The organism is Kitasatospora sp. NPDC002227 (assembly GCF_040296285.1).
GTDB lineage: Bacteria > Actinomycetota > Actinomycetes > Streptomycetales > Streptomycetaceae > Kitasatospora.
The window spans coordinates 36,942-56,324 of record NZ_JBEOWY010000057.1; the positions used below are offsets into that span (position 1 = coordinate 36,942).

The 19,383-nt window shown below is 72.8% G+C and carries 18 protein-coding genes; 9 read left to right on the forward strand and 9 right to left on the reverse strand.

The features are described from left to right. Positions 1–62: 62 nt before the first annotated feature. From ABT095_RS33225 to ABT095_RS33235, 3 genes are all read right to left on the reverse strand, one after another. Positions 63–944, reverse strand: a complete 882-nt coding sequence (locus ABT095_RS33225; RefSeq protein WP_350533280.1) for a M56 family metallopeptidase — start codon at positions 942–944, stop codon at positions 63–65. Between the two features lie 12 nt (positions 945–956). Beyond that, entirely contained in the window at positions 957–1,325 is a 369-nt protein-coding gene (locus ABT095_RS33230) for a BlaI/MecI/CopY family transcriptional regulator (RefSeq protein ID WP_350533281.1), read from the reverse strand. 180 nt (positions 1,326–1,505) lie between these two features. Then, complete coding sequence (locus ABT095_RS33235; RefSeq protein WP_350533282.1) at positions 1,506–2,951, reverse strand: MFS transporter; 1,446 nt, start codon at positions 2,949–2,951, stop codon at positions 1,506–1,508. Between the two features lie 196 nt (positions 2,952–3,147). On the opposite strand from ABT095_RS33235, the gene ABT095_RS33240 reads away from it, so the two are divergent. The 7 genes from ABT095_RS33240 (at position 3,148) to ABT095_RS33270 (ending at position 10,388) form a co-directional block, all read left to right on the forward strand. Beyond that, positions 3,148–3,444 (forward strand): metal-sensitive transcriptional regulator, encoded by a 297-nt coding sequence (locus tag ABT095_RS33240; RefSeq protein ID WP_350533283.1) that lies wholly within the window; start codon positions 3,148–3,150, stop codon positions 3,442–3,444. A gap of 54 nt (positions 3,445–3,498) precedes the next feature. Next, a complete protein-coding gene (locus ABT095_RS33245) occupies positions 3,499–4,458 on the forward strand; it encodes a DUF8832 domain-containing protein (protein WP_350533284.1) in 960 nt (319 codons plus the stop codon). Positions 4,459–4,492: 34 nt separating this feature from the next. After that, a complete protein-coding gene (locus tag ABT095_RS33250) occupies positions 4,493–6,817 on the forward strand; it encodes a heavy metal translocating P-type ATPase (protein ID WP_350533285.1) in 2,325 nt (774 codons plus the stop codon). A gap of 295 nt (positions 6,818–7,112) precedes the next feature. Continuing rightward, complete coding sequence (locus ABT095_RS33255; protein ID WP_350533286.1) at positions 7,113–7,655, forward strand: GNAT family N-acetyltransferase; 543 nt, start codon at positions 7,113–7,115, stop codon at positions 7,653–7,655. Between the two features lie 209 nt (positions 7,656–7,864). Continuing rightward, positions 7,865–8,743 carry a class I SAM-dependent methyltransferase gene (locus ABT095_RS33260; protein WP_350533287.1) on the forward strand — a complete coding sequence of 293 codons (879 nt, stop codon included), beginning with the start codon at positions 7,865–7,867 and terminating at the stop codon, positions 8,741–8,743. Between the two features lie 120 nt (positions 8,744–8,863). Next, positions 8,864–9,883, forward strand: coding sequence for a helix-turn-helix transcriptional regulator (locus tag ABT095_RS33265; protein ID WP_350533288.1), 1,020 nt, complete (start codon positions 8,864–8,866; stop codon positions 9,881–9,883). 88 nt (positions 9,884–9,971) lie between these two features. Continuing rightward, entirely contained in the window at positions 9,972–10,388 is a 417-nt protein-coding gene (locus ABT095_RS33270) for a Fur family transcriptional regulator (RefSeq protein ID WP_350533289.1), read from the forward strand. A gap of 34 nt (positions 10,389–10,422) precedes the next feature. Here ABT095_RS33270 and ABT095_RS33275 read toward each other — a convergent pair whose 3' ends face one another. The 3 genes from ABT095_RS33275 to ABT095_RS33285 form a co-directional block, all read right to left on the reverse strand. Then, positions 10,423–10,857 carry a hypothetical protein gene (locus ABT095_RS33275; protein ID WP_350533290.1) on the reverse strand — a complete coding sequence of 145 codons (435 nt, stop codon included), beginning with the start codon at positions 10,855–10,857 and terminating at the stop codon, positions 10,423–10,425. Between the two features lie 439 nt (positions 10,858–11,296). After that, positions 11,297–12,622, reverse strand: coding sequence for a D-inositol-3-phosphate glycosyltransferase (gene mshA / locus ABT095_RS33280; protein ID WP_350533291.1), 1,326 nt, complete (start codon positions 12,620–12,622; stop codon positions 11,297–11,299). A gap of 111 nt (positions 12,623–12,733) precedes the next feature. Then, a complete protein-coding gene (locus ABT095_RS33285; protein ID WP_350533292.1) occupies positions 12,734–14,302 on the reverse strand; it encodes a class I tRNA ligase family protein in 1,569 nt (522 codons plus the stop codon). A gap of 432 nt (positions 14,303–14,734) precedes the next feature. On the opposite strand from ABT095_RS33285, the gene ABT095_RS33290 reads away from it, so the two are divergent. Continuing rightward, positions 14,735–15,484, forward strand: coding sequence for a PIG-L deacetylase family protein (locus tag ABT095_RS33290; protein WP_350533293.1), 750 nt, complete (start codon positions 14,735–14,737; stop codon positions 15,482–15,484). A 211-nt stretch (positions 15,485–15,695) separates the two neighbouring features. Continuing rightward, positions 15,696–16,076, forward strand: coding sequence for a hypothetical protein (locus ABT095_RS33295; protein WP_350533294.1), 381 nt, complete (start codon positions 15,696–15,698; stop codon positions 16,074–16,076). Between the two features lie 69 nt (positions 16,077–16,145). Here ABT095_RS33295 and ABT095_RS33300 read toward each other — a convergent pair whose 3' ends face one another. The 3 genes from ABT095_RS33300 to metF are packed head-to-tail and all read right to left on the reverse strand — an operon-like array spanning position 16,146 to position 19,196. Further along, positions 16,146–16,805 carry a maleylpyruvate isomerase family mycothiol-dependent enzyme gene (locus ABT095_RS33300; protein WP_350533295.1) on the reverse strand — a complete coding sequence of 220 codons (660 nt, stop codon included), beginning with the start codon at positions 16,803–16,805 and terminating at the stop codon, positions 16,146–16,148. Positions 16,806–16,835: 30 nt separating this feature from the next. Next, positions 16,836–18,266, reverse strand: coding sequence for an adenosylhomocysteinase (gene ahcY / locus ABT095_RS33305; protein WP_350533296.1), 1,431 nt, complete (start codon positions 18,264–18,266; stop codon positions 16,836–16,838). Between the two features lie 27 nt (positions 18,267–18,293). Next, positions 18,294–19,196, reverse strand: coding sequence for a methylenetetrahydrofolate reductase [NAD(P)H] (gene metF, locus ABT095_RS33310; protein WP_350533297.1), 903 nt, complete (start codon positions 19,194–19,196; stop codon positions 18,294–18,296). Positions 19,197–19,383 lie beyond the last annotated feature (187 nt).

Below are 19,383 nucleotides of genomic sequence, written 5' to 3' on the forward strand. Positions count from 1 at the left end.
CTTCCAAAGAACTTAGTAGATGACCGCCGCGCAGGTAAACCCGCCCCCCTGCCGGAGCACTGCTACGGCCCGCAGGCCAGCAGTACGGGCACCAGCGGCAGCGCCAGCACCCCCAGCCAGCAGGCCCCGCGCACCAGCGGCGACAGCCCGCGCGCCGAGCCGAGCAGCCGCTCGACCCGCAGCAGCACACCGTGCCCGCCCGCGCCGAGCCCGCCCGCCGGGGCGGCCCCGGCCGCCACCACGCAGAGCGCCTCCGCCAGTACCCGCCGCTCGCAGCGCCGCAGCGCGACGTCGTCGGCCACCAGCTCCACCAGCAGCGGCACCTGCTCGGCCGCGCTCCGGGCCGCCGGGAGCCAGGGCAGCGCCCGGCCGAGCGCCGCCGCCCCGGCCGTCAGCAGATGGTGCCGGCCGGCCAGGTGCGCCCCTTCGTGCGCGAGCACGGCCGCGCGCTGTCCGTCCGACAGCCGTGCGAGCGCCCCGCTGGTCAGGACGATCCGGCCGCCTGCCCCGGGCACGCACCAGGCCGCCGCACGCTCCTGGTCCAGCACCCACCACTCCCCCGCCGGGCGGGCCACCAGCTCCAGCGCCGACCGGTGCCGTGCCCGCGCCCGGGCCGCCCGCCGGCAGCCGGCCGCTACCACGGCGGCCGGTACGGCGAGCGCGGCCAGGGCCAGCGCCAGCGCCTCGGTGTGCCCGGCAATCCCCTCGACGGGCAGCGCACCCCGGCGCAGCAGCCAGCCGAGCGGGCTCTCGACCCGGTGCGCGGGGGTGGCGGCCCAGTGCAGCGCCATCGCCACGCCCACGGCGCCCGCGCTGATCAGCGCGGCCCAGCCGGTGATCGCCGCCCGGGGCGCCCGGACGGCCCAGGCGGCCCCGGCCAGGGCGCGCGGCGCGAGCCAGCCGACGGCGAACAGGAAGAGCAGGAGCAGCAGGGGAACAGCCATCTCGTCAGGTCCTCACTGCGGCTTCACCGGGCGGTCCCGGTCGAGCAGGGTGCGCAGCACCCGGGCCTGCTCCTCGTCGATGCCCTCGACGAAGAGCAGCAGGGCGGCCTGCTGGTCGCCGCTCTCCCCCAGGGCCTCGCGCATCAGGTCGGCGCCGTGCTCCTCGCGGGAGCGGGTCGGCTGGTAGATCCAGGCCCGGCCCTCCTTGTGCCGCCGCAGCCACCCCTTCGTGTAGAGGATGTCCGCCACGGTGTTGACGGTGGTGTAGGCGACCGGCCTGGTCCGGTTGAGGTCGTCCACCACCTCGCGCACGCTCGCCGGGCGCCCCCAGGCCCAGAGCCGCTCCATGATCTCGGCCTCCAGCTGACCGAAGCCTCTCACTCCCCCCACCTTCCCATCGCCCGGAACAAGGTCTCACGGACCGACCGACCGGTCGGATAATCGAATGTCGTGGCCCAGCCTATCCGGCACACCCGCCCAAAAGGGCGCGAGGAGCCGTGCGGGCCGGCGGCGCACCGCCGTACCCGCGCGACTCCTCGCGCCCCAACCAGGTGCTGCCGGTCAGACCTTGGCCGGCTCCACCGCCGCCTCGGCGGCCGCGGCGGCCTCCGGCCTCGGGCTGCGCAGCATCGCGATCGCCAGCAGGCCGCCGACCACCGCGACGGCGGCGGCGCCGATGAAGGCGGCCGAGAAGCCGTCGGTCAGCGAGCTGACGTCACCGAGCTTGTCGGCGCCGTAGGAGGAGGCCACCGCCGTCATGGCGGCCAGGCCGAGCGCGGAGCCGACCTGGTAGCTGGTGTTGACGATGCCGGAGGCCAGACCGCCCTCCTCCGGGCGGGCGGCCGAGATGGCGGTGCCCAGCGAGGGGATGAAGGCGACGGCCATGCCGATCGCGGCGACCAGCGAGGCCGGCAGCACGTCCACCCAGAAGTTGCCGTGCGGGCGGGCGAAGGAGAGCCAGAACAGGCCGGCGGCCAGGATGAACAGACCGGCCACGATCAGCGGCTTCGGGCCGAACTTGGCGATCAGCTTCGGCGCGGTGGTGATCATGATGAGCATGATGGCCACCGTCATCGGCAGCAGCGCCGCGCCCGAGGGGAAGGCGCCGAGGCCGAGCACCTGCTGCAGGTAGAGGTTGAGGAAGAACCACATCGGGATCCACGCCCCGGCGAGCAGCAGCTGGGCCACGTTGGCCCCGGCCAGGTTCGGCGCGCGGAAGATCGCCAGGCTCATCAGCGGCTCGCGGCGGCGGGACTGCGACGCGACGAAGGCCACCAGCAGCACGATCGCGACCGCGAGCGCCAGCAAAGTCTGCGCCGAGCCCCAACCCTCCTCGGGCGCGCGGACGATGGCGTACACGGCCAGGGCCAGGCCGACGGTGACGGTGAGCGCGCCGACCACGTCGATGCCACCGCTGCGGCGGGTGGCGGCGGGCATCAGGCGCGGGGTGGCGAGCAGGGCGACCAGTGCGACCGGGATGTTGATGTAGAACACCCAGGGCCAGCTGATGTACTCGGTGATCGCGCCGCCGAGGAAGACACCGGCGGTGCCGCCGGCCGGGGCCGCGGCGCCGTAGAGCGCGAAGGCGCGGGTGAGCTCCTTGGGGTCGTGCCCGAAGAGCATCATCAGCAGGGTGAGCGCGGAGGGCGCGATGAGTGCGGCGCCCGCGCCCTGCACGGCGCGGCCGGTCAGCTCGACGGCCACGTTGCCGGCCAGGCCGGCGGTCAGCGAGCCGGCCAGCAGGATCGCCCAGCCGGCACTGAAGAGCTTGCGGGCACCGAAGAGGTCGGAGAGCCGGCCGCCGAGCAGCAGCAGTCCGCCGAAGGCGACCACGTAGGCGTTGAAGACCCAGGAGAGGTTGCCCTGGGTGAAGCCCAGCGCGCCCTGCATCTTCGGCAGTGCCACGCCGATGATCGAGGTGTCCATGATGACCATGAACTGGGCCGCGGCGATCAGCCAGAGTGCCGCCGAGTTACGGGAGTTGGTTGCTGTTCCGGGAGAGGACATCAGGTACTCCATACCGGTTGGGGGTATGTAGGCAGGTATCTGCGAAGGAAGATAGCACTCGATCCAGCCGGGCGACACCGCTTCACAACTCGGTGACACAAACCCCCGGGGGGTACTTGCGATAGGTACCCCCCGGGGGTACCTTCTAGCTACCGGCCCACGCCGGGCGGACGGCGGGACGACCGGAGGGCACGGCATGACGAGCACAGCGACGACCGGCTACATCGGGTCCAAGGGCGAGTACACCAAGCGCCTGCGCCGGGTCGAGGGCCAGATCCGTGGCCTCCAGCGGATGGTCGAGAGCGACACCTACTGCATCGACATCCTCACCCAGGTCTCCGCGACCACGAAGGCCCTGCAGGCGGTCGCCCTCGGCCTGCTCGACGACCACATGAACCACTGCCTGGCCGAGGCGGCCTCGGCGGGCGGCCCGGTGGCGGACGCCAAGCTCAGAGAGGCCTCGGCGGCGATAGCCCGCCTGCTCCGCTCCTGAACCCGCCCCTGCCACCGCACCCGCCCAGACCCCGGCCGCACCGAGGAGAGCCCCGTGAACACCCCCGCCAAACTCAGCACCTTCGCCCTGGGCCTCGCCGTCGTACTCGGCGCGGCAGCCGGGATCGGCCACGCCGTCGGCCCGGTCGGCGACACCGGCAAGCCGGCCGCGCACGCCGGCATGCAGCACGACGCCAAGAACGGCAGCACCGAAGACGAGCACAGCGGCCACGGGGCCGGCGCCCCGGCCGACGACGTACCAGGAGGACTGATGATCTCCCAGCACGGCTACACCCTCGAGCCCGTCAACCGGGTCTTCCACGCAGGTCAGCCGCAGGACCTCGCCTTCGTCCTGCGCGGCCCCGACGGCAAGCCCGTCACGAAGTACGCCGCCACCCACGAGAAGGACCTGCACCTGATCGTGGTGCGGCGCGACCTCGCCGACTTCATCCACGTGCACCCCTCCCTGGACGCGGACGGCACCTGGCACTACCCGCTGACCCTGCCCGCGCCCGGCCAGTACCGGATGTTCACCGACTTCCAGCCCGCCGACGGCGAGGGCATGACCCTCGGGGCGGACATCTCGGCCGCCGGTGACTACCAGCCCGCGCCGCTCCCGGCACCTTCCGCCACGTACGAAATCGACGGATACACCGTCACCTTGGACGGCAAGCTGGAGGCCGGCCGCACCTCGAAGCTCACCCTGAGCGTGAGCAGGGACGGCAAGCCGGTCACCGACCTCCAGCCCTACCTGGCCGCCTACGGGCACCTGGTCGCGCTGCGCGACGGCGACCTCGCCTACCTGCACGTGCACCCCGAGGGCGCCCCGGGTGACGGCCGCACGCCCGCCGGCCCCGGCATCACCTTCTACGTGCAGGCCCCGACCACCGGCGACTACCGCCTGTTCATGGACTTCAAGCACGGCGACACCGTGCACACCGCGGCCTTCACCGCGCACGCGGCCGCACCCACCGGCCCGGCCCCGGCGGCCTCCGAGACCGCCCACCACCACTGACCCAGCCGACTCACGCACCCGCGAGGAGGGGGCAATGAGCTCCGCCACCCAACACACCGCCGAGGCCGTCACGGCCGCGGCCCAGGCAGCCGACGCGACCGTCGAGCTGGAGATCAGCGGGATGACCTGCGCCTCCTGCGCGTCGCGGATCGAGAAGCGGCTGAACAAGATGGCGGGCGTCACCGCCACCGTCAACTACGCCACCGAGAAGGCCAAGGTCAGCTACGCGGGCACCGTCGCCCCGGCCGACCTGGTCGCCGAGGTGGAGAAGATCGGCTACCAGGCCTTCCTCCCGCCGCCGCCCGCGGCCGACGGCGGGCCGGCCGAGCCGGTGGCCGAGGCCGCCGACCCGACCCGGCCGCTGCGCGAGCGCCTGGTCACCTCGATCGTGCTCTCGGTGCCGGTGATCCTGCTGGCGATGGTCCCGGCGCTGCAGTTCGACTACTGGCAGTGGGCCTCCCTCACCCTGGCCGCGCCCGTGGTCACCTACGGCGCCTGGCCGTTCCACCGGGCGGCCTGGAAGAACCTGCGGCACGGCGCCGCCACCATGGACACCCTGATCTCGGTCGGCACGCTGGCCGCGATGCTCTGGTCCCTGTACGCGCTCTTCCTCGGCACCGCCGGGACGCCCGGCATGCGCCACCCGTTCGAGCTGACCATCGGGCGCAGCGACGGCGCGGGCAACATCTACCTGGAGGCGGCGGCCGGCGTCACCACCTTCATCCTGGCGGGCCGCTACTTCGAGGTCCGGTCCAAGCGGAAGGCCGGCTCCGCCCTGCGGGCGCTGCTCGAGCTCGGCTCCAAGGACGTCGCGATCCTGCGCGGCGGCCGCGAGGAGCGGGTGCCGGTGGGCCAACTCGCCGTCGGCGACGTGTTCGTGGTGCGCCCGGGCGAGAAGGTGGCCACCGACGGCATCATCACGGAGGGCACCTCGGCGATCGACGCCAGCATGCTCACCGGTGAGTCGGTGCCGGTGGAGGTCTCCCCCGGCGACGCCGTGACCGGCGCCACCGTGAACGCCGGCGGGCGCCTGCTGGTCCGGGCCACCCGGGTCGGCGCGGACACCCAACTGGCGCAGATGGCAAGGCTGGTGGAGGACGCGCAGAACGGCAAGGCCGAGGTGCAGCGTCTGGCCGACAAGGTCTCGGGCATCTTCGTGCCCGTCGTGATCGCGCTCGCCGTGGCCACCCTCGGCTTCTGGCTGGGCACCGGCGCGGGCATCAGCTCGGCCTTCACGGCGGCGGTGGCCGTGCTCATCATCGCCTGCCCCTGCGCCCTCGGTCTGGCCACGCCGACCGCGCTGATGGTCGGCACCGGGCGCGGTGCGCAGCTGGGCATCCTGATCAAGGGCCCCGAGGTGCTGGAGTCCACCCAGGGCATCGACACCGTGGTGCTCGACAAGACCGGCACGGTGACCACCGGTCAGATGTCACTGGTGGAGGTCGTGCCGGCGGCCGGGGAGAACGCCGAGCAGATCCTGCGGCTGGCCGGCGCACTGGAGGACGCCTCCGAGCACCCGATCGCCCAGGCGATCGCCAAGGGCGCCACCCAGCGGGTCGGTTCGCTGCCGAAGGTGGAGGGCTTCGCCAACGTCGAGGGCCTGGGCGTCCAGGGCGTGGTCGCGGGCGAGGGTGACGTCACCCACGCCGTGCTGGTCGGCCGCACCCGCCTCCTGGAGGAGTGGAGCCAGCCGCTGGGCGAGGAGCTGACGGCCGCGAAGGCGGCGGCCGAGGCACAGGGCCGTACCGCCGTCGCGGTCGGCTGGGACGGGCGGGCCCGGGGCGTCCTTGTGGTCTCGGACGTGGTCAAGCCGACGTCGGCGGCGGCGATCCGCCAGCTGCGGGCGCTCGGCCTGACCCCGGTGCTGCTGACCGGTGACAACGAGACGGTGGCCCGCTCGGTGGCCGCCGAGGTGGGCATCGAGGAGGTCATCGCCGAGGTGCTGCCCGCCGACAAGGTGAGCGTGGTCAAGCGGCTGCAGGGCGAGGGCCGCAAGGTGGCGATGGTCGGCGACGGCGTCAACGACGCGGCGGCGCTGGCCCAGGCCGACCTGGGCCTGGCGATGGGCACCGGCACGGACGCCGCGATCGAGGCGGCCGACCTGACCCTGGTCCGCGGTGACCTCAGGATCGCGGCGGACGCCATCCGGCTGGCCCGCAAGACGCTCTCGACCATCAAGAGCAACCTGTTCTGGGCCTTCGCCTACAACGTCGCGGCGATCCCGCTGGCGGCGGCGGGCCTGCTCAACCCGATGATCGCGGGGGCCGCGATGGCCTTCTCCTCGGTCTTCGTGGTCTCCAACAGCCTCCGGCTGCGCGGCTTCGCCGCCCTGCCGGACAACCGGGAGCGCACCGCCTGAACCCCGCCGCACCACCCGAGGCCGGACCACTTGGTCCGGCCTTCGGCGTATTCGGCCGTCTACCATATTCCTTAGTAAATTCGCAGAGCGGTAACACCGCGCAACACAGGGAAACACGGTACCGGACATTTCCTCCCGGCACCCCGATGCCACTGGCAACAGTCGGTTTCGAAATATCGCGGTTCTCACATAGATCTTGATCCCGGTGAATATACTCGCTTTACTGACTCCCGACGGCCCGGCGCCCCTCCAAGCGATCCGCAGCGCCCAGGTGTCGAAAGCAAAGGGAAGTGTGATGGACGACGTGCTGGAACTGCGGCCCGCCGTAGCGGCCGAGGCAGCAGAGATCTCCATGCTCCTCGCACGGGCCTGGCGGGAGAACTACGCCGAGTTCCTCGGCGGTTACCGGACGGAGCGGCTGATCGCCCGTTACTGCACCGTCGAGCGCATTTCCGCCGAGATTGGCGCCACGGGTGCCGGCGACGGCTGGCTGGGCTGGGTAATCGCCCGGGCCGACGGGGAACTCGCGGGCGCGGGTGCGGGCGGTATCACCACCGTCGGATCCGGCGAGGTCTATACCTTGTGCACCAGTGGGAAGCACGGCCATCTGGATGTCGGCGGTGCACTGATGCGCGCCGTCACCCGCCAGCAGCTCGAGCGCGGCGCCGAGCAGCAGTGGGTCGCCGTCTACGGCGAGAACGACCCGATGTACCCCTTCTTCGTCAGCCACGGATTCGCCCCCGAGCAGGCGGCCGCCCCGGCGGCCGAGGAGGAGGACGGCCCGGGCCTGCTCCGGCTGCACCGCACGGTCCGGGACACCGCCGGGTCGCGGACCTGACATCGACCTGACACAGTCGGCCGGACCTGACGAGGTGCCACCGCCCGGGCCCTTCCCCGGCGGCCCTCGGACCGCCTCCGACCAGCGGGAACACTACTGTGTCAGGTGGCGTCCCCACGCCATCGCAGGTGGCCGCCCCGGCTGCGGCTGGCCCTGCTCGGGCGGCGGAGAGTTGGATTCCAGGAGTTCCGCGAACACCTGGAGGAGCCATGGCCGCGATCAGCCTGTCCGGGGCCACCCTGACCGCCCCGACCGAACCTCGCCGACGACCCGGCACCGGACACCCGGTGGCCGCGCCCGCCCCCGCCCTCGCCTGGCGGGAGCCGGACTGGCTGCCCGGGCTCGAGTCCGTGGCCCCCGCCACGGCCGGGACGGACTGGCTCCAGGACCACCTGCTCAACCCGCACAGCGCCGACATCCTCGGCTACCTGCGGGCCGCCCGCGCCACCGGCGGCCCGGTGCTCGACCTCGGCTGCGGTGCCGGGCGCCTGGCGGTGCCCTTCGCCCACCACGGCTTCCAGGTCGAGGCGGTGGACCGGGACGAGTCCTGTCTGGGCCGCCTGCGCGCCTGGGCCCTGCGCAGCGGGCCGACGGCGCAGCAGGCGGTGACCGCCACCCGGGCCGAACTGGCCGACCTGCGACTGCGGCGCAGCTACGGCTTCGCGATGCTGGCCGGGGCGATGATCTCGGCCGTCGACCCCGCCGCCCGCCCCGCCCTGCTGGCCGAGATCACCGGCCACCTCACCCCCCACGGCGCGCTGGCCCTCGACTACACCGTGCACCGCCCGGCCGGCCTGGCCGCCGACCCGGTGCGCAACTGGGTCTTCCGGGTGCCCCGCTACGGCGCGGCGGACGACATGGTGACGGCCCGCCAGAGCTTCGACACCACCGCCGCCCGCGAGGAGATCGTCTACTACACCCGCGCCCGGGACGGCCTGCGGCGCGTCCACGCCACCCGCAAATGGCTGGTCGACCCCGAGCGGCTGGCCGCCGAACTGCGGGCGGCCGGCCTGCGGATCACCCTGCGCGACAGCCACCCGCTGGACTCCCGCACCGAGAGCGTCTTCCTGCTCTGCCACCGACGGTGATCCTTCGTACGCCCGCGTGATCCAGCTCACATCTTCCGCATTGCCGCCGGGGCGCCCGGCCGGATGTGAAAGGGTCCGTACGGGAAGTACGTAGGCAATGCATGGGGGACGGTGTTCGGGGTGTCAAGGCCGACCAACGGCAACTCGAACGGCAGCACGTCGGAGCAGGCGCTGGAGCTGTACCAGGAGCTGCGCACCCGGGGGGCTTGCAACTTCGGCGAGTTGACCGCCGAGCTGGGGATGACCGACCAGGACGCGCAGAGCTGCTGGGTCGAACTGCTGCAGCTCGGCCTGATCGCCGAGCCCGGCCCCGACGACGAACCGACCACCATCGCCGTGGTGGACCCGGAGATCGCCCTGCTGCGGATGCTCGCCTACGAGCAGCAGGACATGCGGGCCCGTCAGCAGCGGGCCGAGGAGCGCTACAGCGCCATCGAGGACCTCGCCGGGCGCTACATGCGCGGCGGCGGCGCGCACAGCGCCGAGATCGAGGTCGAGCTGCTGACCAGCCCCCGGCGGATCTCCCAGGCGCTGGAGGACCTCTCCGACACCGCCAAGCACGAGATCGCCTCGATGCACCCCGGCGCCCTGCCGACCGGCGAGTTCCTGCACGAGGCCCTGGAGCGGGACCGCCGTCTGATCGCCTCCGGCGCCCATGTGCGCGCCATCTACCAGCAGCGGTTCGCCACCGTGCCGGCGCTGGCCGACTTCTTCGCCCAGCAGACCGAGCTCGGGGTGGAGGTCCGCCTCTCCCCCGTGGTGCCGCTCAACATGATCCTCAGCGACCGCCGCTTCGCCCTGCTGCCGATCGACCCCGAGCGCCTGCAGACCGGCGCCCTGCTGGCCCGCGGCCCGGCGCTGGTCCGCTCCTACCTCGCCCTGTACGAGTACTGCTGGCACACCTCCGCCGTCTTCGGCCGCAGCGAGGAGCAGCGCCGGGGCGGCCACCGCCTGACCGAGCAGCAGCACGCGGCGATCCGGATGCTCGGGGCTGGCATGAAGGACGAGCGGATCGCCCGCTCGCTCGGCATCTCGCTGCGCACCCTGAGCCGGGTGCTGGCCGAGGTGATGCAGGAGCTCGGCACCACGAGCCGCTTCGAGGCCGGGGTGCGGGCGGCCAAGCTCGGCTGGCTGGACTGACGGCGCTCGCCGCGGGGCCCGCGCCAGCTACGATGGCACCAAAGGTTTGGCCGTATCGCTGGAGCACGGGTTGATGGAGCGCGGGAGTGTGGCCACGGAGCGGGACGCGGTCGTCCAGCGGCTCCGGGACGTGGGGCTGCGGGTCACCGGGCCCCGGCTCGAGGTGCTCCAGCTGCTCGCCTCCGGCGAGCACCTCGACGTGGAGTCGATCACCGACCTGGCCCGGGCCCGCCTCGGCACGCTGACCAGCCAGGCGGTCTACGAGATGCTCCGCCATTTCATGGAGACCGGCCTGGTCCGCAAGTTCGAACGCCCGGGCCGCCCGGCCGTGTTCGAGCTGGCCGGGGAGGCGCACCAGCACGCCCTGTGCAGCGGCTGCGGCCGCGTGGCCAATGTGTCCGCCGAGGTGCCGCCGGCCCCCCGCAAGGGCCTGCGCGGCTGGCGGATGGCGGAGGCGGAGCTGGTCTTCCACGGTGTGTGCCCGGACTGCCGGCAGCAGCCGTAGGGGCGCGGGGGACCGCGCCCCTACGAAGCGGAGTTCAGCCTGCGTCTATCCGCCAGGTGCGGCGGATGCCGAGCCGCGCCAGGCCGTTGCGGCTGCGGATGACCCGGTCCTCGAGGTCCGGGGCCTGCGGGTCGTAGAGGAGGCCGAGCAGGGAGGAGTCCTGCTCCGCCTGGATCCCGATCGCGCCCCAGAGCAGGAGCCGCTGGGCCAGCCGCTGCACGACGGGCCGGGGCCGGGTCCGGGTCTGCAGCATGGCCGCCGCCGTCGCCGTCGCGGCGAACTGTGCGGTGTCGCCCTCGGCGGCAGCCCGCCGCAGGACGGCCAACTGGGCGTGGTACTCGGCGAGATCGGCCGCCGGGACGCCGGGGCGGCGGCCGGGCGGGAGGTCCCGCGGGTCGAAGGCGAGGATGTGCAGCGGCGGCAGCGCGCAGCCGAGCTGAGGGGCGGCGGGTTCGACGACAGTGGTCACGCTCTTCCTTCCTTGGTGCGGTACGGGGCTGGTCAGCCCTTGGACGGCACCGGCGGGGCGGGCGGCGGCCACAGGATGTCGCTGGACATGCTCTTCCTCCAGGAATGCGGGGTGTGGGGTGTCTCGCCCGGCCGTGCCGTCGGCTCCGGGCGATGCTCCGATCCTTCCCCGCCGTGACCGTGACCTCCAGTGCTCCGGGCGTCGCGCCCCGGCCATGGCGCGGACGTGCCACCGAAACACGAGGTGACACAGTCCCGTTCGCGACCTGGGCGAATACTCCTGAGCGTCCCATAGATTTTGGCGGATCAAATCTGGTGCTAACCTGATCCGGCGCGCACCCGTCACCTCCAGGAGGGCCGCACGCCAAGACGGGGCAGGGGCGTGCCGTCGCCCCTGCCCCGCCCTCGACCGGCCCGTGTGCTCAGTGTGCTCAGTGTGCTCAGGAGGCGACCGCCCCCACCAGGTGCCGCGAGGCCCAACGGGCCGTCCGCGTCTCGGCGTAGACCCGCTCGGTCGCCCGTGCGCACGCCTCCCACCCGAAGCCCTCCGCGTGCCGGACGGCCGCCGCGCCGAGCGTCGCCGCCCAGGCCGGGTCGTCCGCGAAACGGCAGAGCGCCCGGGCGTACGCCACCGGGTCGTGGCCCTCCACCAGCAGCCCCGTCACCCCGTCCCGTACCGCCACCGGCAGGCCGCCGACGGCCGCCGCCAGCACGGGAGTTCCGCAGGCCTGGGCCTCCAGGGCGACCAGCCCGAAGGACTCGCTGTGCGAGGGCACGGTCAGCACGTCCGCCGCCCGGTACCAGTGGGCGAGGTCGGCCTGGCGCACCGGCGGGCGGAAGCTGACGGAGTCGGCCACGCCCAGCTCCTCGGCGAGCCGACGGCACTGCTCGGGGTAGCCCGCGCCGGCGCCGCTCAGGCCGCCGATCACCGGGACGAGCAGCCGGCCGCGCAACGCGGGCCGCAGGCGCAGCAGTTCGGCCACCGCATGCAGCAGCACGTCGGGAGCCTTGAGCGGCTGGATCCGCCCGGCGAAGAGCACCACCAGGGCGTCGGCGGGCAGCCCCAGCCGCCGCCGGGCGGCGCCCCGGCCGTCCAGCGGGCGGAAGTTGTCCAGGCAGACGCCGGGGTGCACCACGGCGGTGCGCTCCGGCGGCGCGTCGTAGTGGCCGACCAGCTCGGCCTGCTCGGCGGCGGTGTTGGCGATCAGCCGGTCCGCGGTGTCGGCCAGGCCCATCTCGCCGAGCACCCGCACCAGCGGCTCGGGGGTGTCCCCGGCGGCCAGCGCGGCGTTCTTGACCTTCGCCATGGTATGCATGGTGTGCACCAGCGGCACGTCCCAGCGGGCGGCGATCTCGCGCCCGGCCTGGCCGGAGAGCCAGTAGTGCGAGTGCACCACGTCGTAGCGCACGCCCAGTTCGCGGGCCGTGCGCACCACCTCCTCGGCGAAGGCCGGCAGCAGCCTGGGCAGCCGCTCCTTGGGCACCGGGCCCGGCGGGCCCGCCGGGACGTGCCGCACCCGGACTCCGGGGGCGGCCTCCACCACAGCGGGCAGCTCCATCGAGGTCCGCCGGGTGAACACGTCCACCTCGGTTCCCAGACAGGCCAGCCGGCGGGCCAGCTCGAGGATGTAGACGTTCATGCCGCCCGCGTCGCCGGTGCCCGGCTGGTGCAGCGGCGAGGTGTGCACACTCAGCATGGCCACCCGGCGGACCCGGATGCCGCCCCGCCCGAGGGAGGGCCGGGCGGCACCGGGCAGGGTCGACACGGACGACGGTTGGACAGCCAAGTTCCTCACTCCGGACACGCTCCTCGTGCTCGTCAGGGCGGAGATGGATGGTGCGGGGCAGAGCGGCCCGTGGTTCGACGGACGGACGACTCAGTACCCGAAGACCGGCCCGCTCGGCGGGGCCGGCCGGGTGCCCGGTGCGGGCGGGGTGAGCGCGGCGGCGGTCACCGGGCCGCCGGCCGGCAGGCCGAGGGCGCAGGCCAGGCGCTCGGCGCCCTCGGGCATCACCGGCCAGGCCCAGGCGGCCAGGGCGGCGGCGATGGCCAACTCGGCGCTCAGCGAGGCCCGGTAGCGCTCGGCCCCGCTCGGCCGGTCCCGCTCGTGGGCGTTCACGGCGTGGAAGTCCTCGGCCAGGCGGACGACTTCGTCAAGGAGTGCGACCACCCGCCGGGGCGAGAAGCCGAGCGGCCCGTACGCGCAGCGCAGGTCGCCCGCCGTCCGCTCGAGGCGCTCGCGCAGCTGGGCCCAGCCGGCGCCGCCGGGCTCCTGCTCGGGCCGCAGGCCGTCGCAGTCCTCGCGCAGGGCGGTGAAGAGGGTGGCCAGCCAGCTGTTCCAACTGCCCTGCAGGTGCTCGCGGGTGGCGTCCAGGGCGGCCGGGTCGAAGTCGGCCGGGCGGCCCTCGGGACGCTCGCTGAGCACGTGGCGGCGCAGTGTGTCCGAGCCCGCCTCGGTGAGCGCGTCCAGCGCCCAGACGGCGTGCCGGGCTCCGGTGGAGAAGCGCCGGCCGTCCAGCCGGTAGTGCTCGTTGACCTGGAAGGCGCTGGGCAGCGCCGCGCCGCGGGCGCTCAGCACGGCCGGGACGAGCGCCAGGTGCACGTAGGCGCGGTCGAAGCCGAAGAACTCCACCGGGCCGCCGTCCCGGCCCTCCTGCTGGCGCAGGCGCCCGGCGGCCAGCTCGAACCGGGGGTCGATCCGCTGCTCGGTGAAGCCCGCCACCGGCACCTCCACACCCCAGTCGCCGGGGTGGCTGACGGCGACCTCGGGCAGGCCGTCCTGCAGCAGCCGGTCGCACAGCACCGCGAGCCGGGGCGGCAGTTCGAGGCCCGCCCAGTACTCCGTCAGCTCGCGGCGGAAGTGCTCCAGCGGCAGGTACAGCCGCCGCACCTGGCGCAGCCCGGCCGGGGTGCCGCAGAGCACGCAGTGCGGGTCGAGCAGGTCGCCGCAGTCGTTGGGGCGGGCGCAGGAGCGGCACAGGTTGCCCTGGGCGGGCGCGCCGCAGGAGGGGCAGCCGCCGCCGACGTACGCGCCGTGCAGCGGCCGGTCGCAGGGGGCGCAGAACGGCAGCAGGCGGCTGCGGGGCACGATCACGCCCTCGGCGTGCAGCTCCTGGAAGAGCCCGCGCACCGCCGCCAGGTGGCCCGGCTCGGCGCGCGGGTGGGTGATCTGGTCGAACTCGACCCCGGCCCGGCGCCAGTCCACGGTGATGGCCTCGCCGTAGCCGTCGGCCACCTCCTCCGTCTTGCGGCCCTGGGTGAGGGCGCACAGCTCCACCACGCTGTCGTGGTCGTCGAGCCCGCTGGTGAGCCTGCACGGCTCGCCGTCGGCACGCAGGAAGCGGCGCAGCACGTCGGCGGCCACATAGGGGCCGGCCAGGTGGCCGACGTGGAGCTCTCCGTTGGGGGTGGGCGGGGTGGCGGTGATCCATGCGGTGGCGGTCACGGGTGGGACCTCCTTCTCGTGGCTACCGAAGGTGACGAAGTCCGGGGCCATTCGAGAGGCCGGGCCGAGCGGCCGGACTGGGCGGCCCGGACGGGCGGGTGCTCGGATCTCATCGACTGCTCCGTCCGTTACGGCCTGATCTCGGTGACCATGCTGCCAGCCGGGAGGGGCCGGCGGACCTCCGGCGACCGGCGCGTAGGCGCCGTGGCGTGAGGACGCCACCGCTCGGCGGGCTGATCACGGAGCAGCTCCGGACCGATCGGCGAGTTTTGGTTCGACCAAATTACTTTACCGCCATGGTATTTTGCCGGTCCAGGAGTTGGCGGGGGAACGCCGAGCGGCCCACCCCGCCTTCGTCACCGGTTGTGACCGTCCCCGCGCCCGCGTGATGCCGGGCCGGGCTGTGCCGGACCGCCTCGAGAGGACACCCCCATGACGCCCGCTCCCCTGCCGCACGCACCGGGCCCGGCCGTCACCGCGCACCCCGAGCGGGTGCTCGTGGTGACGGCCCACCCCGACGACGTGGAGTTCTGCGCCGCCGGGGCGGTGATGCAGTGGACCGACCAGGGCACCGAGGTGGTCTACTGCGTGCTCACCGACGGCGACAACGGAGGCTTCGACAAGGCTCTCCCCCGGCAGACCATCTCGCCGCTGCGCCGGGCCGAGCAGCGGATGGCCGCGAAGATGTGCGGGGTGGACGATGTCAGGTTCCTCTCCTACCCCGACGGCCGCCTCGAACCCTGCATGGACCTGCGCCGCGATCTGGCCCGGGTGATCCGGCAGACCAGGCCGCAGATCGTCGTCATGCCCAGCCCCGAGATCAACTGGGGCCGGATGCCCGACCTGCACCCCGACCACCGGGCCGCCGGCGAGGCCGCGCTGCGCGCCGTCTACCCCGACGCGCGCAACCCCTTCGCCCACCCCGCCCTGCTGCGCGAGGAGAAGCTGGACATCTGGGAGGTGCCCGAGCTCTGGCTGATGACCGGCCCCACCCCCAACCACTGGGTGGACGTCACCGAGCAGTTCCCCCGCAAGCTCGCCGCGCTCAGCGTGCACACCTCCCAGACCGCCCATCTCGACGACCTGGAGGCCCTGTTGCGCGACTGGCAGAGCGAGCACGCCCTCGACGGCGGCCTCCCGGCCGGCCGCCTCGCCGAGGCCTTCCAGGTGGTCCGGGTCTGACCGCACCGGCTCCGTCCCGGACTGTCCGGTTCCGGCCACCCCACTCCCCGGCCCCGCCACCCGAGGGGCCGCACCGGATCCCCCCGGTGTCCCTACCCTGACCCCACGCGCCCCCCGCGCGCGCCTTGCCCCTCGCGAGCGGCAGGGACTTAATGGCTGTGGCCGCCGTCCGTCAAGAGGGCCTGGGCGGCCACACACGTCGGGGGGACGCATGTCGCTGGACACCACCTGGGACACCACCGCTCTGCAACAACACCTGGCCGCCCATCCACGGGACGCGCGGGCGCACTACCAGCTCGGGCTCGCCACCATCGGCGGCATCCACCCGAGCGAGCACCACGCCGCCGTCCTGGACACCGCGCTGCGCCACCTGCACACGGCCGCCACCCTCGAGCCCGCGCTGCACTGCGCCGAGGTCGCGGCCCTGCTCGTGCAGGACGCCGCGCTGGTCCGCTGGCACCGGCAGTGCCCGGCCCTGGACCACCTGGAGCAGCGCCTGGCCGACCGCCTCTCCCCCGCCGAGGCCCGGGAGATCACCGCGCTCGTCCCGGCCCCCGGCACCGCCTGGTGGGAGGCGCTCGCCGTCCGCTGACCGGGCACGTCCGCACATGCCCGAGGGCGGCCCTGGCCTGAGCCGGGACCGCCCTCGAACCACCGCGTACTAGCGGTAGATCACCAACTCCGCCGGATCCGCTCCGATCAGCCGGTAGCGGTCCGGGTCGGGCCGCCGGCCGGCGTAGAGCCGGATCAACGTACCCGGGTCGGTGATGAGTTCGGCGGGATCGCGCCCGTCCTCCAGATTGCCGAAGGTCATCTCGCCGAGCCGGGTACTGGCGTGCACCCGGGGCGTGAGGCGGATTCGGCTCGCCGTGCGGAGCAGGGCCAGTGCGTCCTCCAACCCTGCCCCTTCGTAGGCCCCGGGGGCACCGAAGGCGTCGCGGACGTCACCCGCGTGCACCCACTCCCCGAGGGCGATCACGTCCCACTGCCCGTCCGCCTCGGCGATCGCCGGCCCGGCGGTGACCATCGCCTCGTCCAGTTCGTCCAGCACCCGGGAGAGCGGCCAGTTCACCCGCTCCAGCACGTCGCACGCGTTGTTCTCGGGCGTGAAGCCGGGCAGCCTCCCCTCCACGATCCGCACCAGCGCCGCGGAGCAGTGCGCGAGCATCTGCCGCACCGTCCACTCGGGGCAGGCCGTCGGCCGGTCGAAGTACTCCTCGGGCGTGCGCCGCAGCAGCGGCAGCAGCTCGGCTCGCTCGGTGAGCAGCAGCCTCGCCGGCAGCTGCGGGTCGCGGACCGCGACGTCGTCGGTGATCACCACCAGTGGCCTCCTGTCCAGTCTGACGCTGAGTCAGTAGCGGTACTGCTCGGGCTTGTACGGGCCCTCGACCGGGACACCGATGTAGTCGGCCTGCTCCTGCGACAGGACGGTGAGCTTCACGCCCAGCGCGTCCAGGTGCAGACGGGCGACCTTCTCGTCCAGGTGCTTGGGCAGCACGTACACGCCGACCGGGTACTGCGAGGTCTTCGTGAACAGCTCGATCTGCGCGATCGTCTGGTTCGCGAAGGAGTTGGACATCACGAACGACGGGTGGCCGGTCGCGTTGCCCAGGTTCAGCAGACGGCCCTCGGACAGCATGATGATGGTGTGGCCGTCCGCGCTCTGCCCATCTCCCGCCTTCGGCGGGAACCGCCACTCGTGGACCTGCGGCTTGATCTCGGTCTTCACGATGCCCGGCAGCTTCGACAGGCCCGCGATGTCGATCTCGTTGTCGAAGTGGCCGATGTTGCCGACGATCGCCTGGTGCTTCATCTTCTCCATGTCCGAGGCAAGGATGATGTCCTTGTTGCCCGTCGTGGTGATGAAGATGTCCGCGATCGAGACGACCTCGTCCAGGGTGGTCACCTGGTAGCCGTCCATCGCCGCCTGCAGCGCGCAGATCGGGTCGATCTCGGTCACGATCACGCGGGCACCCTGGCCGCGCAGCGACTCCGCACAGCCCTTGCCCACGTCGCCGTAACCGAACACGACGGCGACCTTGCCACCGATCAGCACGTCCGTGCCACGGTTGATGCCGTCGATCAGCGAGTGGCGGCAGCCGTACTTGTTGTCGAACTTCGACTTGGTCACCGCGTCGTTGACGTTGATCGCCGGGAACAGCAGCTTGCCGTCACGGTGCATCTCGTACAGACGGTGGACACCCGTGGTGGTCTCCTCCGTCACACCCTTGATCTCCCCGGCGACCTTCACCCAGTCGATCGTGCTGCTCCCGAGGAGCTTGAGCACGATGGCCAGCTCCTCGTTGTCGGCCGTCGACGGGTCCGGCACGGAGCCGGCCTTCTGGTACTCCAGGCCCTTGTGGACGAGCAGGGTGGCGTCGCCGCCGTCGTCCAGGATCATGTTCGGCGCCTCACCGTCCGGCCAGGTGAAGGCCTGCTCGGTGCACCACCAGTACTCCTCGAGCGTCTCGCCCTTCCAGGCGAAGACGGGGATGCCGGCGGCGGCGATGGCGGCGGCCGCGTGGTCCTGGGTGGAGAAGATGTTGCAGGAGACCCAGCGGACCTCGGCGCCCAGGGCGACCAGGGTCTCGATCAGCACGGCGGTCTGGATGGTCATGTGCAGCGAGCCGACGATCCGGGCGCCGGCCAGCGGCTGGGCGGCGGCGTACTCCTTGCGGATCGCCATCAAGCCGGGCATCTCGTGCTCGGCCAGCTCGATCTCCTTGCGGCCGAAGGCGGCGAGGGAGATGTCGGCGACCTTGTAGTCAGCAGCGGTGGTCAACGTAACTCCTGTGTCGGAAGAGAAGGTTCAGGCTGCGGTGCTGAGCGCGGACTGCTCGCTCAAGGCGAGGTGGGCAGCGCGCGGCAGGCCCAGCTCGCGGTAGATCTCCAGCGCGGCCGGGGACTTGTTCAGAGTGATGAAGTGCAGGCCTGGGGCGCCCTCGGAGAGCAGGTCGGCGGCGAGGGCGGTGGCGTGCTCGACGCCGATCCGGTGGCCGAGCGCCGGATCGCCCGCGGCGGCCTCCAGCTGCGCGCGGAGCCCGTCCGGCAGGGTGGCGTTGCTCAGGGCGGCGAAGCGGGCGATCTGGGAGGCACTGGTGGCGGGCATGATCTCCGGGATGATCGGGGTGTCACAGCCGTCCGCCGCCACCCTGTCCCGCAGCCGCAGGTAGTCCTCGGCGCGGAAGAACATCTGGGTGATGGCGTAGTCCGCGCCGGCCCGGCACTTGGCCACGAAGTGCCGGACGTCGGCCTCCCAGTCCACCGACCGGGGGTGCCGCTCGGGGAAGGCCGCGACCCCGACCGTGAAGTCCCCGCACTCCTTGACCAGGCGGACCAGATCGGCGGCGTGCTCGAACCCTTCCGGGTGCCGCTCCCACGGCCCCTGCGGATCGCCCGGAGGGTCGCCGCGCAGAGCCAGCACGTCCTTGATCCCGGAGTCCGCCAACTGACGGATGAAGGCGCGCAGTTCCGCCACGGAGTGGCCGACGGCGGTCAGGTGCGCGACCGGTCGCAGGGTGGTCTCGTGGACGATCCGGTCGACCGTCTCGATCGTCCGTTCCCGCGAGGAACCACCGGCGCCATAGGTCACCGAGACAAAGGCGGGGGCGACCGCTTCGACCCGCCGAATGGTCTGCCAGAGGGATTGCTCCCCGGCGGGGGTTTTCGGGGGGAAGAATTCGAACGAGAACGTCGGCTCGCTCGATTTCATCAGCCCACGAAGGCACTTGGTATCTGTTGACACAACTATCCTCCTGTTCCTGCAATCTGAGGCAGCGTCAACGAGCGTTGAAGTACTTGGCTTCGGGGTGGTGGATCACGATCGCGTCGGTGGACTGCTCGGGGTGGAGCTGGAACTCCTCCGAGAGCACGACCCCGATCCGCTCCGGCTGGAGCAG

Bases quoted from the DNA above. Each gene is read 5' to 3' on its own strand.
- ABT095_RS33225 (WP_350533280.1), bottom strand. From the start codon at position 944: ATGGCTGTTCCCCTGCTGCTCCTGCTCTTCCTGTTCGCCGTCGGCTGG.
- ABT095_RS33235 (WP_350533282.1), bottom strand. From the start codon at position 2,951: ATGTCCTCTCCCGGAACAGCAACCAACTCCCGTAACTCGGCGGCACTC.
- ABT095_RS33240 (WP_350533283.1), top strand. From the start codon at position 3,148: ATGACGAGCACAGCGACGACCGGCTACATCGGGTCCAAGGGCGAGTAC.
- ABT095_RS33250 (WP_350533285.1), top strand. From the start codon at position 4,493: ATGAGCTCCGCCACCCAACACACCGCCGAGGCCGTCACGGCCGCGGCC.
- ABT095_RS33255 (WP_350533286.1), top strand. From the start codon at position 7,113: ATGGACGACGTGCTGGAACTGCGGCCCGCCGTAGCGGCCGAGGCAGCA.
- ABT095_RS33260 (WP_350533287.1), top strand. From the start codon at position 7,865: ATGGCCGCGATCAGCCTGTCCGGGGCCACCCTGACCGCCCCGACCGAA.
- ABT095_RS33290 (WP_350533293.1), top strand. From the start codon at position 14,735: ATGACGCCCGCTCCCCTGCCGCACGCACCGGGCCCGGCCGTCACCGCG.
- ABT095_RS33295 (WP_350533294.1), top strand. From the start codon at position 15,696: ATGTCGCTGGACACCACCTGGGACACCACCGCTCTGCAACAACACCTG.
- metF (WP_350533297.1), bottom strand. From the start codon at position 19,196: ATGAAATCGAGCGAGCCGACGTTCTCGTTCGAATTCTTCCCCCCGAAA.